Raw genomic sequence first — 13718 nt, 5'->3', positions numbered from 1 at the left:
GGACGGCCGGCGCGGCCGGGACCACCGGCGCTGCCGGTGCGGGCAGCACGCCGGGGGCGACCTGGATCGGCGAGACCGGCAGGGTGTTGGGCGCCGGTGCCCCGACGAGCTCGGAGGCGCCGTTGAGCGCGGTGGCCGCGGTCTGAAGCACGGCTCCCACGCTCGCCGGGTTGGTGGCGAACTGCTGAATCATGCTCAGCGCCGGGATGCCGGGGACCGCGGGCGGGATCACCGGGTCGGCGGCCGCGGCGGGACTGAGGGCGATGGCGGCCGAGCCGAGTCCGGCGGCGGCAATCGCATTGGCGGCGAACAGCTTTGCGAAACGTGACATGTGAAACCACTCCCTTGATCGCAGGTCTTGATCCCGAAGGTAGCCAGATACTGGAGTTGCTCAAGTGACACGTGTGGCATTTATGCAACCGTTACGGGAGCGATGGTCATCGGTGACCGACGCGGTTCGGCGCGAATCCGACCGCTGGGCGCATGCCAGCGCGCCGAAGTGCGGCGTCGTTAGAGTCGCGGGATGGACACCGCGACGGCCGGGATCGCCGGCCGGCTGGCCAGGGTCGCGCCGGTGCTGCTGGCCGTCAGCGTCGCGGCCCGGTTGGCGTGGACCTATCTGGTGCCCAACGGCGCGAACTTCGTCGACCTGCACGTCTACCTGGGCGGGGCGGCCGCCCTGGACGACCCGGGAACGCTCTACTCCTATGTCTACGCCGACCAGACTCCGGACTTCCCGCTGCCGTTCACCTATCCGCCGTTCGCCGCCCTGGTGTTCTACCCGCTGAGCAAGCTGCCGTTTGCGGTGGTGGCGCTGGGCTGGCAACTGGGCATCATCGCGGCGCTCTACGCGGTGGTCCGGGTCAGTCAGCGGCTGCTCGGCATGCCGGCCGGCGCCGGCCGGCCCACCGCGATGCTGTGGACCGCCGTCACGATCTGGACCGAGCCGCTGCGCAGCACCTTCGACTACGGCCAGATCAACGTGTTTCTGGTGCTGGCGGTGCTGTGGGCCGCCTACAGCACCCGTTGGTGGGTGTCGGGCCTGCTGGTCGGAGTGGCCGCCGGGATCAAGCTCACCCCGGCCATCGCGGGGGTCTACCTCGCCGGCATGCGGCGGTGGTCCGCGGCCGGGTTCGCACTGTTGGTCTTCGCGGCCACGGTCGCCCTGTCCTACGCGGTGATCGGGCAGCAGGCCCGCTACTACTTCACCGACCTGCTGGGCGACGCGAGCCGGGTGGGTCCGATCGGGACCTCGTTCAACCAGTCCTGGCGCGGCGGGGTCTCCCGCGTTCTCGGCTACGACGCCGGATACGGACCGGTGGTGCTGGCCGGGATCGCGGTGACCGGGGTTCTGGCCGTCCTGGCCTGGCGGGCCCTGGCCGCGGCAGCGGCGGGCGGCCGCGACCGGCTGGGCTCGCTGCTGGTGGTCGAGTTCTTCGGCCTGCTGATGTCGCCCATCTCCTGGACCCACCACTGGATCTGGGTGGTGCCGCTGATGATCTGGCTGTTCGACGGGCCCTGGCGCGACCGCCCCGGCGCGCGGGAGTTGGGCTGCGGATGGCTGGTGCTCACCGGGGTCGGCGTGCCGTGGCTGCTCAGCTTCGCCCAGCCGACGATCTGGCAGGTCGGCCGGCCCTGGTATCTGGCGTGGGCGGGGCTGGTCTACATCATCGCCACGCTGCTCACGCTGGGCTGGATCGCGGCTACTGGGCGGGAAGAAGCGCGTCTATCTCCCGTGCCAGCTCAACGTCTTTATCGGTGATACCGCCTTCGGAGTGAGTCACCAGTACGAAAGTGACTGTCCGCCAACGGATGTCGATGTCGGGATGGTGATCGGCACGTTCGGCGAGCTCGGCCACCTGCCGCACCGCCTCGATCCCGCCGAGGAAGGAACCGAAAGTCACCGAACGCCGCAGGGCGCCATTGAGCCGATGCCAGCCGTTCAGTGACGCTGTGGCGACGTCCACGTCGTGATCGTTTAACCGGGCCATAACCCACGGTATACCGTCTGCTGGCATGCAGGTCGTCGTTGCCGGAGCCTTGATCTGTGACTCGGCTCTGCTGGTGGCCCAGCGCCGGCGGCCGCCGGAGCTGGCCGGCCTGTGGGAGCTGCCGGGGGGCAAGGTGGCCGACGGGGAGACCGAGGCCGAGGCACTGGTCCGCGAGTTGCGCGAGGAACTCGGCGTGGAAGTGTCGGTGGGCGAACGTGTCGGCGCCGACGTCGCCCTCGGCGGCGCCCTGATACTGCGCGCCTACCGGGTGGTGCAGACCGGCGGTGCGCTGCACCCGCACGACCACGGAGCGCTGAGGTGGGTCACCTCCGCCGACCTCGCCGATCTGGGCTGGGTCCCGGCGGACCGGGCCTGGTTGCCGGCGCTGCGGTGCCTGCTCGGCGGCTGACGTTTTCGCGAACCGGTGCCCGCACTGCGACAATCACCGCCGTGACTGCCCCCGAGTTCCGCAATGTCGCCATCGTCGCGCACGTCGACCACGGCAAGACCACCCTGGTCGACGCGATGCTGCGGCAGTCCGGAGCGCTGAGCCACCGCGGCGACGACACCACCGAGCGGATCATGGACTCCGGTGACCTGGAGCGGGAGAAGGGCATCACGATCCTGGCCAAGAACACCGCGGTGCATCGTCACCACCCCGACGGCCGGGTCACCGTCATCAACGTCATCGACACGCCCGGGCACGCCGACTTCGGCGGCGAGGTCGAACGCGGGCTGTCCATGGTCGACGGGGTGCTGCTGCTCGTCGACGCCTCGGAGGGCCCACTGCCGCAGACCCGCTTCGTGCTGCGCAAGGCCCTGGCCGCGCACCTGCCGGTGATCCTGGTGGTCAACAAGACCGACCGGCCCGACGCCCGTATCGACGAAGTCGTCCACGCCAGCCACGACCTGCTTCTCGACGTCGCATCCGACCTCGACGACGAGGCCCAGCAGGCCGCCGAGCACGCGCTGGGCCTGCCCACCCTGTTCGCCTCAGGCCGCGCGGGGGTGGCCAGCACCGAGCAGCCCGCCGACGGCGAGATCCCGGCCGGGGAGAACCTCGACCCACTGTTCGACGTTCTGCTGCAACACATTCCGCCGCCCAAGGGCAACCCGGAGGCGCCGCTGCAGGCGCTGGTCACCAACCTCGACGCGTCGGCGTTCCTGGGCCGGCTGGCGTTGATCCGGATCTACAACGGCAAACTCCGCAAGGGCCAGCAGGTCGCCTGGATGCGCGAGGTGGACGGCTCGCCGGTCATCACGAACGCCCGGATCAGCGAGCTGCTGGCCACGGTCGGTGTCGAACGGAACCCGACCGACGAGGCCGTCGCCGGTGACATCGTCGCCGTCGCGGGTCTGCCCGACATCATGATCGGCGACACCCTGGCCGACCCCGACCACGCGCACGCCCTGCCGCGCATCACCGTCGACGAGCCGGCCATCTCGGTGACCATCGGCACCAACACCTCGCCGCTGGCCGGCAAGGTCTCCGGGCACAAGCTAACCGCCCGGATGGTCCGCTCCCGGCTCGACTCCGAACTGGTGGGCAACGTCTCGATCCGGGTCGTCGACATCGACCGGCCCGACGCCTGGGAGGTGCAGGGGCGCGGCGAGCTGGCGCTGGCCGTGCTCGTCGAGCAGATGCGCCGGGAGGGCTTCGAACTGACCGTCGGCAAGCCCCAGGTGGTCACCAAGACCGTCGACGGCAAGCTGCACGAGCCGTTCGAGGCGCTGACCATCGACGCACCGGAGGAGTTCGTCGGCGCCATCACCCAGCTGATGGCGGCGCGCAAGGGCCGGATGGAGGAGATGACCAACCACGCCGCCGGCTGGGTCCGGATGGACTTCATCGTTCCCAGCCGCGGGCTGATCGGTTTCCGCACCGACTTCCTGACCGAGACCCGCGGCACCGGGATCGCCAACGCGGTGTTCGACGGCTACCGGCCGTGGGCGGGGGAGATCCGCGCCCGGCACACCGGCTCGCTGGTCAGCGACCGGTCCGGAGCGGTGACCGCCTACGCGATGATCCAGCTCGCCGACCGCGGCAGCTTCTTCGTCGAGCCCGGCCAGGAGACCTACGAGGGCATGGTCGTCGGGATCAACCCGCGCGCCGAGGACCTCGACGTCAACGTCACCCGGGAGAAGAAGCTGACCAACATGCGCTCCTCGACCGCCGACGTGATGGAAACCCTGGCCAAGCCCATCGAGCTCGACCTCGAACAGGCGATGGAGTTCTGCGCCGTCGACGAGTGTGTCGAGGTGACACCGGAGATCGTGCGGGTCCGCAAGGTCGAGCTTGACGCCACCAGCCGGGCCCGCAACCGGTCGCGGGCCAAGGCGCTGCGCAGCTGACCGGCACCGGGCCCACCGGCCGATACGCTGTGGGCGTGCCGAGGAGACCACGCAGGCTGCGGACCGCCGCGGGCATCCTGTCGGTGGTCCTGACCGGCGCCTGCACGGTGAACCCGCCGCCGGCGCCGCAGAGCACCGAGCCGTCCCAGTCCTCGGCACCGGCCCCCAAGGCCGCCCAGGTCATCATGGCGATCGACTCGATCGGCGCCGGTTTCAATCCGCACCTGCTCTCCGACCAGTCGCCGGTCAACGCCGCCATCAGCGCGCTGGTGCTGCCCAGTTCGTTCCGGCCGGTGCCCGATCCGGCGTCGCCGACCGGGTCGCGCTGGGAGATGGATCCCAACCTTCTGGTCTCGGCTCGGGTGACCGCCACCGCCCCCTTCACCATCACCTACAAGATCCGGCCCGAGGCGGCCTGGACCGACAACGCGCCGATCGCCGCGGACGACTTCTGGTACCTGTGGCGCCAGATGGTCAGCCAGCCCGGCGTGGTGGACCCGGCCGGCTACGACCTGATAACCGCGGTGCAGTCGTTGGAGGGCGGCAAGACCGCGGTGGTGACCTTCTCCCAGCCCTATCCGGCCTGGCGCGAACTGTTCAACGACCTGCTGCCGGCCCATCTGGTCAAGGACGTTCCCGGCGGATTCCCGGCCGGTCTCACCCGGGCCCTGCCGGTGACCGGTGGGCAGTTCCGGGTGGACACCATCGACCCGCAGCGCGACGAGATCCTGCTGGCGCGCAACGACCGGTTCTGGGGGACCCCGGCCAAGCCGGATCAGATCCTGTTCCGCCGTGCCGGGGCCACCGCCGCGCTGGCCGACTCGATCCGCAACGGAGACACCCAGGTGGCCCAGGTGCACGGGGGGGCGGCCGCCTTCGCTCAGCTCTCGGCCATCCCGGACGTGCGTACGGCACGGCTGGTCACCCCCCGGGTGATGCAGTTGATGCTGCGCGCGCAGGAGCCGAAGCTGTCCGATCCCGTTGTGCGCAAAGCGATTCTGGGACTGCTCGACGTCGAACTGCTCGCCGCGGTGGGCGCCGGCAGCGACAACTCGATCACGCTGGACCAGGCGCTGGTGCGCGCACCGAGCGATCCCGGCTATGTCCCCACGGCGCCCCCGCCGCTGGGCCGGGAGCGTGCCCTGCAGCTGTTCGCCCAGGCCGGTTTCCAGGTGGACCGCTCCGCGCCGGAGTCGCCGGTCCCACCGCCGCCCGACGGCGCCGGCGGGACCACCCAGTCGGCGTCGACCCGGGGGCGGATCAGCCGCGACGGCCAGACGCTGACGTTGGTGATCGGCGCGGCGGCCAACGACCCGACGTCGGTGGCGGTCGCCAACACCGCCGCCGACCAGTTGCGCAGCGTCGGCATCGCCGCGACGGTGCTGGCTCTGGATCCGCCGGTGCTCTACGGCCAGGCACTGGTCAAGAACCGGGTCGACGCGATCGTCGGCTGGCATGCCGCCGGTGGCGACCTGGCCACGACACTGGCGTCGCGGTACGGCTGCCCGGCACTGGAGTCGACCCCGATCGCCGAGGGCGCACCGTCCGCGCCGGCCACACCGAGCGGGACCGAGCAGCCGCCGGCCGGCCCGACGCGTCAACCCGAGCCGCTGGTGCGCGCACCGTCAAACCTGACCGGCATCTGCGACCGGGGGATCCAGTCCGCGATCGACGGCGCGCTGGCCGGCACGCTCGGTATCAACGAAGCCATCGCAGCCGTCGAGCCGCGGCTGTGGGCGATGGCCGCGGTACTGCCGATCATGCAGGACACCACAATCGTCGCCGCAGGCCCCAGCGTCCGGAACGTCAGCCTCACCGGCGCGGTGCCGATCGGCATCGTCGGAGACGCCGGCAGCTGGGTAAAGACCTCGCCCTGAGGCAAGGACGAAGGAGGGTTCATGGCCGCTGTCCCGCGGATGTTGTTCGTACACGCCCATCCCGACGACGAGACGATCAACAACGGCGTCACCATCGCGCGCTACGCCGCCGCAGGCGCCGAGGTCACCGTGCTCACCTGCACGCTCGGCGAGGAGGGCGAGGTCATCGGCGACCACTGGGCGCATCTGGGCGTCGGCCACGCCGACCAGCTCGGCGGCTACCGCATCGGCGAGCTCACCGACGCCCTGCGCCACCTCGGCCTGCCCGGCCCGCGATTCCTCGGCGGAGCCGGATGCTGGCGCGACTCCGGCATGGCCGGCACCCCGGCGCGGAGCCGGACCCGCTTCGCCGACGCCGACTTCGAGCACGCGGTGGGACAGCTCACCGACGTCATCGCCGAACTGCGCCCCCATGTCGTGGTCACCTACGACCCCGACGGCGGCTACGGACATCCCGACCATATCCAGGCGCACCGGATCACGACCGCGGCGGTGGATGCGGCGGCCGACCGGTGGGCGGTGCCGAAGTTCTACTGGACGGTGTTGTCGAACAAGGCATTCCGTGAGGGGATAGCGGCGCTGGCCGATGAGGATGTCCAGGAGGACTGGATCCGGCTGGAGCCCGACGGATCGTTCGGCTTCGACGAGGACCGGATCACCGCGACCATCGACGCACCGGAGCATCTCGCCGCCAAGGCCGCGGCGATCGGCGCTCATGCCACCCAGATGGTCCTCGGGCCGACCGGCCGGGCGTTCACGTTGTCCAACAAGATCGCCTTCCCGGTGCTGGCCCGGGAGCACTACGTGCTGGTGTCGGGCGAACCCGGTCTGACCGGCGAGGACGGTCGCGAGAGCGATCTCCTCTCGGGTCTGACGCTGTCCTGATGCGCCGCAAGAGCAGCGGGGTCCTGACCGGCCGCAAGGGCAGCGCGGCGGAGGCGCCCACGGATCCGGGCCCGGGGGCGGATTCGCCGCGGGCCCGCGCGGTGCTGGCGGTGCTCGCCCTCGACGGCGTGTTCTCCGCTCTTGCCGGCGCGCTCTACCTGCCGCTGCACCTGGGACCGGTGCCGATACCGGTGAGCGCTGCCCTCAGTGGGTTGGCCAATGCCGCGCTGGTGTGGGCGGCCGGCTACTGGACCCGGTCGAAAAGGCTTGCCGCCCTTCCGCTGTGGACCTGGTTCGCCACCGTGGCGGTGCTGACCCTCGGCGGCCCGGGCAGTGACCTCGTTTTCGGCGGCCGGGGCGTCATGCGCTACTCGGCGCTGATCATGGTGGTGCTGGGGGCGCTGCCGGCCGCCGCGGTGCTGCGTCGGATGCCCTGAGCTACCCGGCTACCGCGGCGCCTCGCGCGGCCAACCCCGTCGAACGCCTACAGTGGGAGCACTGACAGCTAACCGGGAGTGCGCAATGGAGTCCGTTCGTTCCTGCTTGTCCGTCGGCCTTGCCGCCGGCATGGTCGCGGCCGCCGCGTTGGCGTCTCCGGCCCCGGCTCGGCCCCTGCCGGCGCTGGCCGCCCCCGCGATACACCTCAGCGCCGTGGTGGCCGCGCTGCCCCAGCCGGCGGCCGGCGTTCGTCCGACCAAGCCGGCCGCGGGCCCGTTCCCCACCGGGCCGGCCGGGTCGGCCGGCGAAGGGATCATCAACGCCTACAACGCGATCGAGCCGTGGGTGCAGTACAGCGTGGAACTCGGCGCCTGGGCGGTCAGTTGGCTGCCGTGGCCGATCGGCCTGGCCGCCCCGCAGATGAACATCGCCTACAACGCCATCCAACCCATCACCCAGGCCTCGGTGTACAGCCTGGCCTACCTCATCGACGGCGAGTTCGACCTCATCGGGCCGACACTGGCCAACGGCGTGCGGACCGGGGTCGACAACCTGGTCCGGGGCGAGGCCAGTTGGATCGCGAGCTTCTTCCCGCCGCTTCCCCCCCGAACGCGCCAGGTCCTGGCGGGCGCGGCCAAGGCCGCCGACCGCCCCGCCGGTCCGGCCACCCGGGCACTGGCGACCGTTCCCGCGCCCGCACCGGAGAAGGTGGCCCGGCCGGTGATCCGGGAGAAGGTGGCCCGGACCGTTGCGGCCCGTGGTCTCGGGCGGCTACGGAACCCGGCGCCCGCCCCGGCTGCCGTGACGGCGCCGGCCGGTGATCTCGCGTCGGCGCCGTCGGGCAGGGCGGTCCGCCGGATGCCCGGGAAGGGCGCGCGCAACGCCGCAAAGGCGCGCGCGGCGAACAGCGTGCGGTCCGGGACCGCGCGCTGACCCCGGAAAGCCGATGGCCCTGGTACGCGGGATGCCCGGGTGCTCGGAGGCCGGTACTACTGTGGTGCCATGTCGAACCCCTGGCCTGAAGACCGGGAGTTACGGCTATGACATCGGGTGGGACAACATCGGGTGGGACCCCGGGTAGGCCGTCAGGCGGCACGCCGGCCGCGGCGTTGCGCCGGGTCCTGCGCCGCGCCCGCGACGGCGTAGCCCTCAACCTCGACGAGGCCGCCCTGGCGTTGTCTGCTCGGGGTGGCGATCTGGACGACCTCTGCGCGAGCGCGGCCAGGGTGCGCGACGCCGGCCTCGCCTCGGCGGGACGACTCGGTCCCCGCGGCCGGCTGCCGGTGTCCTACTCGCCGAAGGTGTTCATCCCGGTGACGCGCCTGTGTCGCGACACCTGCCACTACTGCACCTTCGTGACGGTGCCCGGCCAACTGCGCGCCCAGGGACACGGGATGTACCTCGAGGCCGACGAGATCGTCGGCATCGCCCGCCGCGGCGCCGAACTGGGCTGCAAGGAGGCACTGTTCACCCTCGGTGACCGGCCTGAGACGCGCTGGCCGGAGGCCCGCCGGTGGCTGGCCGAGCGCGGCTACGACTCGACGCTTGACTACGTGCGGGCGACCGCGATCCGGGTGCTGGAGGAGACCGGCCTGCTGCCGCACCTCAACCCGGGCGTGATGAGCTGGGCGGAGATGGCGCGACTGAAGCCGGTGGCGCCGTCGATGGGGATGATGCTCGAGACCACCTCCCGGCGGCTTTTCGAGACCCGCGGCCTGGCCCACTACGGCAGTCCCGACAAGGACCCCGCGGTGCGGTTGCGCACCCTGACCGACGCCGGCCGGCTGTCGGTGCCGTTCACCACCGGCCTGCTGGTCGGCATCGGCGAAACGCCGGCCGAGCGGGCCGACACCCTGCACGCGATCCGCCGGGTACACAAGGAATTCGGCCATATCCAGGAAGTGATCGTGCAGAACTTCCGGGCCAAGGACCGCACCGCGATGGCGGCCGCTCCGGATGCCGACTTCGACGATTTCCGGGCCACCGTCGCGGTGGCCCGGCTGGTGCTGGGCCCGGACATGCGTATCCAGGCGCCGCCGAACCTGGTGTCGCGCGACGAGTGCCTGGCGCTGCTGGGCGCCGGTGTCGACGACTGGGGCGGGGTCTCACCGCTTACCCCCGACCACGTCAACCCCGAGCGGCCCTGGCCCGCGCTCGACGAACTCGCCGCGGTCACCGCGCAGGCCGGTTTCGACCTGGTGGCCCGCCTGACCGCCCAGCCCAGGTATGTGCAGGCCGAAGCCGGCTGGATCGACCCCCGGGTGGCCGGGCACGTCCGGGCGCTTGCCGATCCCCGGACCGGTTTCGCCCGGGACGTCAGGCCATGCGGGCGCCCCTGGCAGGAGCCCGACGAGGCCGCGGTATCCCTGGGCCGCACCGACCTGTCGACCGCGATCGACCAGGAGGGCCGTCGCACCGTCACCCGCTCCGACCTGGGCAGTGCCTTCGGCGACTGGGAGTCGGTCCGTGACAGGGTCGGTGAACTGGCGGCCCGGGCACCCGAGCGCATCGACACCGACGTGGCAGCCGCGCTGCGTTCGGCCGAACGCGACCCCGCCGGGTGCAGCGACGCCGACTACCTGGCGCTGGCCCGCGCCGACGGGGTTGCGCTGGACGCCGTTGCCGCGCTTGCCGATTCGCTGCGCAAAGATGCCGTCGGCGACGACGTCACCTTTGTGGTCAACCGCAACATCAACTTCACCAACATCTGCTACACCGGCTGCCGGTTCTGCGCTTTCGCCCAGCGCAAGGGTGACGCCGACGCCTTCTCGCTGTCCACCGGGGAGGTGGCCCAGCGGGCCTGGGAAGCCCACGTGGCGGGGGCCACCGAAGTGTGCATGCAGGGCGGGATCGACCCGGATCTTCCGGTCACCGCCTACGCGGACCTGGTGCGGGCGGTCAAGGCCATGGTGCCCGCCATGCATGTGCACGCCTTCTCCCCGATGGAGATCGCCAACGGAGTCACCAAGAGCGGCAGCGGCATTCGGGACTGGCTGACCGGTCTGCGCGAGGCCGGCCTGGACACCATCCCGGGAACGGCAGCCGAGATTCTCGACGACGACGTGCGATGGGTGCTCACCAAGGGCAAGCTGCCCACCGCGCTGTGGGTCGAAATCGTCACCACTGCGCACGAGGTCGGGCTGAGGTCCAGTTCGACCATGATGTACGGCCACGTCGACTCGCCGGAGCACTGGGTGGCCCACCTCAACGTGCTGCGCGGAATCCAGGACCGCACGGGCGGCTTCACGGAGTTCGTCCCGCTACCGTTCGTGCACCAGTCATCCCCGCTGTATCTGGCCGGGGCCGCGCGTCCGGGTCCGACTCATCGCGACAACCGCGCCGTGCACGCGCTGGCCCGGATCATGTTGCACGGACGCATCTCTCAGATCCAGACCAGCTGGGTCAAGCTCGGCGTGCAGCGCAGCCAGGTCATGCTCAACGGCGGAGCCAACGACCTGGGCGGAACCCTGATGGAGGAGACCATCTCCCGGATGGCCGGCTCGCAGCACGGCTCGGCCAAGACCGTCGCGGAACTCGTCGCCATCGCCGAAGGTATCGGCCGGCCGGCCCGGCAACGCACCACGACCTACCAGAAGCGGGCGGCCTGACTGCTCCCACGACCGGCAGGCGGCATACTTGCCACCTATGGTCAGGCGTGTTCCGATGGTGGCCGCCACCGCGTTCGCGGTACTGACGGTCTTGGCGGTGGTGGTGGTCCCGCTCGGGCCCGGCGTCGAGCGTTCCGGCTCGGAGTTCGCCGACCACATCGCCGCGAACGCCGGCATGATCAGGCTGCGGGCACTGCTCACCGCGCTCGCGCTGCTGGCTGCCGTGGTGGTGATCGGATATGCGCGCGACCGCCTCGAGGGACCGGCCGGTCACATCTTCTCCGCCGGCGCCGCCGTGCTGATAACCCAGGTCGGCATCCAGACGTGTTTCAGCGCGGGGCTCGCCCTTCATCCGGGATCGCTGGACCCGGGTACCGCCCGCGCGCTGGCCGACATCGCCTCGATGTGGGGCTCGCTGCTCACCGTCGCCGCCGTCATGCTGGCCGGCCCGGTGGTATGGGCGGGCCGGGAGGGCCGGCTACCGCGCTGGATGGCGTTGATAGCCGCGGTGTTCCTCGTCGAACAGGCCGTCGAGTTGCTGACGATCATCGGGCCCGTCGGCAGCTTCATCGCCCCCGGCGGGCCGCTGGCGGTCTTCGGCGGGGGTGCGCTGTTCGGCGTGTTCCTCTTCGCCCTCGGCATGGCGCTTGCCCTGCCTGATCCCGGGTCGCCGGCCGCGGCGCGTGACCAGTTAACCGCCCGGTAGCGGCAACGCCTAGTATCAGCAACGCGGTCAGGGCTCCTCGCGGTCCTGTCCCGGACTCGGACCGACTGACAACGAAGAGCAGATGGAGGAGAACCTTCGTGACCTACGTGATCACCGAAGCGTGCGTCGACATCAAGGACAAGGCCTGCATCGAGGAATGCCCGGTCGACTGCATCTACGAGGGTGCCCGCATGCTCTACATCCATCCCGACGAGTGCGTGGACTGCGGAGCCTGTGAGCCGGTCTGCCCGGTGGAGGCGATCTACTACGAGGACGACGTGCCCGACCAATGGTCGCAGTACACCCAGATCAACGCCGATTTCTTCGCCGAACTCGGCTCGCCCGGCGGTGCCTCGAAGGTGGGTCTGAGTGAGAACGACCCGCAGGTCGTCAAGGATCTGCCGCCCAAGAGCGAGGACTGACGGCGCACAGCCCGCTGAGCCCCCGGCGCCGGACACCGGTGTCGGCGTCGCTTCCGGTGTTCCCCTGGGACACCCTGGCCGAGGCCGCGGCCACCGCGCGCGCCCACCCGGACGGCATCGTCGACCTGTCGGTGGGCACCCCTGTCGACCCCGTCGCACCGGTCGTCCGGGCCGCGCTGGCGGACGCCTCGGCGGTACCCGGCTACCCGATGACCGCCGGCACCCCCCGACTGCGGGCCTCCGCGGTCGCCGCCCTGCACCGCCGCTACGGCGTGACCGGCCTGGCCGAAGACGCCGTCCTGCCGGTGATCGGCAGCAAGGAGCTCATCGCCTGGCTGCCCACCCTGCTGGGGGTCGGCGCGGATGACTCGGTGGTGATCCCGGAACTCGCCTATCCGACCTACGAGGTCGGCGCCCGGCTGGCGGGCGCGCAGGTGATCGCGGCGGACTCGCTGACCCAGCTGGGGCCGCGGTCACCGGCCGTCATCTACCTGAACTCACCGGGCAACCCCACCGGCCGGGTGCTCGGCGCCGACCATCTGCGCAAGGTGGTCGAGTGGGCCCGCGAGCGCGGCACCCTGGTGGTGTCCGACGAGTGCTACCTCGGGCTGGGCTGGCAGGCCCGGCCCCATTCGGTGTTGCACCCGGACGTCAGCGGCGGTGATCACAGCGGGTTGCTGGCGGTGCACTCGCTGTCCAAGAGTTCGTCACTGGCCGGTTACCGGGCCGGGTTCGTCGCCGGTGACGCGGCGGTGGTGGCCGAACTGCTCGCGGTCCGCAAGCACGCCGGGATGATGGTGCCGGGTCCGGTCCAGGCTGCGATGACCGCCGCCCTCGACGACGACGAACACGAAGCCGCGCAACGGGATCGGTACCGTCGCCGGCGCGACATCCTGATGGCCGCGTTCCGCTCGGCCGGCTTCACCGTCGAGCACTCCGAGGCGGGTCTCTACCTATGGGCCACGCGGGGCGAGCCGTGCCGCGAGACGGTGGACTGGCTCGCCCGTCGCGGGATCCTGGTCGCGCCCGGCGATTTCTACGGCTCCTCCGGAGCCCGCCATGTGCGGGTCGCTATCACCGCGACCGACGATCGCGTGCAGGCCGCCGCCGCGCGACTGGCGGGGTGCGCTTAGGCCCTCGATGCGATCCGCACCGGCGCCGGCCTAGTTCATGTTCCAGGGTTCGCCGTAGGTGGTGACGCTGTCGCCGGCTTTGGAGATCAGCCGGGCGAACGGGCGCAGCAGCACCCCGCCGGCCGCGCCGGTGACCGTGCCGTGGGCGTTGGACACCGCCACCGTGCCCTCCGGTCCGGCGACGTCGACGGAGAAGGTGGCGACCTCCTGGATGCCCGGGCCGTTGCCCAGATCGGAGGTGATCGACACACCCGGGAACAGGTTGGGGGTGATCACCGAACCCAGCGGGTCAAAGCCCAGCGGGGA

The 13718-nt window shown here is 71.2% G+C and carries 13 protein-coding genes and 1 pseudogene; 11 read left to right on the top strand and 3 right to left on the bottom strand.

Translation table 11 applies throughout. The annotated features are described in order from the left end of the window. Positions 1-331, bottom strand: a pseudogene (locus ACKOQ4_RS08240) (hypothetical protein); the annotation flags it as partial. Between the two features lie 192 nt (positions 332-523). On the opposite strand from ACKOQ4_RS08240, the gene ACKOQ4_RS08235 reads away from it, so the two are divergent. Then, a complete protein-coding gene (locus tag ACKOQ4_RS08235) occupies positions 524-1762 on the top strand; it encodes a mannosyltransferase (protein WP_526290685.1) in 1239 nt (412 codons plus the stop codon). Here ACKOQ4_RS08235 and ACKOQ4_RS08230 read toward each other — a convergent pair. Beyond that, a complete protein-coding gene (locus ACKOQ4_RS08230) occupies positions 1704-1991 on the bottom strand; it encodes a 4a-hydroxytetrahydrobiopterin dehydratase (protein WP_526290683.1) in 288 nt (95 codons plus the stop codon). The two genes, ACKOQ4_RS08235 and ACKOQ4_RS08230, sit on opposite strands and share 59 nt — an antisense overlap. Positions 1992-2016: 25 nt before the next feature. Between ACKOQ4_RS08230 and ACKOQ4_RS08225 the strand changes: the two genes are divergently transcribed. The 10 genes from ACKOQ4_RS08225 to dapC all read left to right on the top strand — a co-directional run bounded on the left by ACKOQ4_RS08225 (position 2017) and on the right by dapC (position 13412). Beyond that, positions 2017-2400 (top strand): (deoxy)nucleoside triphosphate pyrophosphohydrolase, encoded by a 384-nt coding sequence (locus ACKOQ4_RS08225; protein ID WP_526290681.1) that lies wholly within the window; start codon positions 2017-2019, stop codon positions 2398-2400. A 41-nt stretch (positions 2401-2441) separates the two neighbouring features. Continuing rightward, positions 2442-4343, top strand: a complete 1902-nt coding sequence (gene typA, locus ACKOQ4_RS08220) for a translational GTPase TypA (RefSeq protein ID WP_526290679.1) — start codon at positions 2442-2444, stop codon at positions 4341-4343. A 29-nt stretch (positions 4344-4372) separates the two neighbouring features. Next, entirely contained in the window at positions 4373-6220 is a 1848-nt protein-coding gene (locus tag ACKOQ4_RS08215; RefSeq protein ID WP_526290677.1) for an ABC transporter family substrate-binding protein, read from the top strand. 21 nt (positions 6221-6241) lie between these two features. Next, positions 6242-7105 (top strand): N-acetyl-1-D-myo-inositol-2-amino-2-deoxy-alpha-D-glucopyranoside deacetylase, encoded by an 864-nt coding sequence (gene mshB / locus ACKOQ4_RS08210; RefSeq protein ID WP_526290675.1) that lies wholly within the window; start codon positions 6242-6244, stop codon positions 7103-7105. Then, a complete protein-coding gene (locus ACKOQ4_RS08205; RefSeq protein ID WP_526290673.1) occupies positions 7105-7542 on the top strand; it encodes a hypothetical protein in 438 nt (145 codons plus the stop codon). Before mshB ends, ACKOQ4_RS08205 begins: the two co-directional genes overlap by 1 nt. A gap of 85 nt (positions 7543-7627) precedes the next feature. Beyond that, positions 7628-8476: a hypothetical protein gene (locus tag ACKOQ4_RS08200; RefSeq protein ID WP_526290671.1), complete on the top strand. Its 849-nt coding sequence runs from the start codon at positions 7628-7630 to the stop codon at positions 8474-8476. A gap of 107 nt (positions 8477-8583) precedes the next feature. Further along, positions 8584-11151 (top strand): bifunctional FO biosynthesis protein CofGH, encoded by a 2568-nt coding sequence (locus tag ACKOQ4_RS08195; RefSeq protein WP_526290669.1) that lies wholly within the window; start codon positions 8584-8586, stop codon positions 11149-11151. Between the two features lie 37 nt (positions 11152-11188). Continuing rightward, the gene (locus tag ACKOQ4_RS08190) at positions 11189-11857 is read left to right on the top strand and encodes a hypothetical protein (protein WP_526290667.1); all 669 of its coding nucleotides are present in this window, start codon (positions 11189-11191) and stop codon (positions 11855-11857) included. 98 nt (positions 11858-11955) lie between these two features. Further along, on the top strand, positions 11956-12279 hold the full coding sequence (gene fdxA, locus ACKOQ4_RS08185) for a ferredoxin (RefSeq protein ID WP_526290665.1): 324 nt from the start codon (positions 11956-11958) through the stop codon (positions 12277-12279). Positions 12280-12317: 38 nt separating this feature from the next. Further along, entirely contained in the window at positions 12318-13412 is a 1095-nt protein-coding gene (dapC, locus tag ACKOQ4_RS08180; RefSeq protein WP_526290663.1) for a succinyldiaminopimelate transaminase, read from the top strand. A 30-nt stretch (positions 13413-13442) separates the two neighbouring features. On the opposite strand, the gene ACKOQ4_RS08175 is transcribed toward dapC, so the two are convergent. Then, positions 13443-13718: MspA family porin (locus ACKOQ4_RS08175; protein WP_526290661.1), on the bottom strand; the 276-nt coding region annotated here is incomplete at its 5' end.

This window comes from Mycobacterium sp. (assembly GCF_046095365.1).
Taxonomy (GTDB): domain Bacteria; phylum Actinomycetota; class Actinomycetes; order Mycobacteriales; family Mycobacteriaceae; genus Mycobacterium.
The sequence above is the reverse complement of the archived record's forward strand: the minus strand, read 5'-3'. Positions and strand labels throughout refer to the sequence as shown.

Bases quoted from the DNA above. Each gene is read 5' to 3' on its own strand.
- ACKOQ4_RS08235 (WP_526290685.1), top strand. From the start codon at position 524: ATGGACACCGCGACGGCCGGGATCGCCGGCCGGCTGGCCAGGGTCGCG.
- ACKOQ4_RS08230 (WP_526290683.1), bottom strand. From the start codon at position 1,991: ATGGCCCGGTTAAACGATCACGACGTGGACGTCGCCACAGCGTCACTG.
- ACKOQ4_RS08225 (WP_526290681.1), top strand. From the start codon at position 2,017: ATGCAGGTCGTCGTTGCCGGAGCCTTGATCTGTGACTCGGCTCTGCTG.
- mshB (WP_526290675.1), top strand. From the start codon at position 6,242: ATGGCCGCTGTCCCGCGGATGTTGTTCGTACACGCCCATCCCGACGAC.
- ACKOQ4_RS08205 (WP_526290673.1), top strand. From the start codon at position 7,105: ATGCGCCGCAAGAGCAGCGGGGTCCTGACCGGCCGCAAGGGCAGCGCG.
- ACKOQ4_RS08200 (WP_526290671.1), top strand. From the start codon at position 7,628: ATGGAGTCCGTTCGTTCCTGCTTGTCCGTCGGCCTTGCCGCCGGCATG.
- ACKOQ4_RS08195 (WP_526290669.1), top strand. From the start codon at position 8,584: ATGACATCGGGTGGGACAACATCGGGTGGGACCCCGGGTAGGCCGTCA.
- ACKOQ4_RS08190 (WP_526290667.1), top strand. From the start codon at position 11,189: ATGGTCAGGCGTGTTCCGATGGTGGCCGCCACCGCGTTCGCGGTACTG.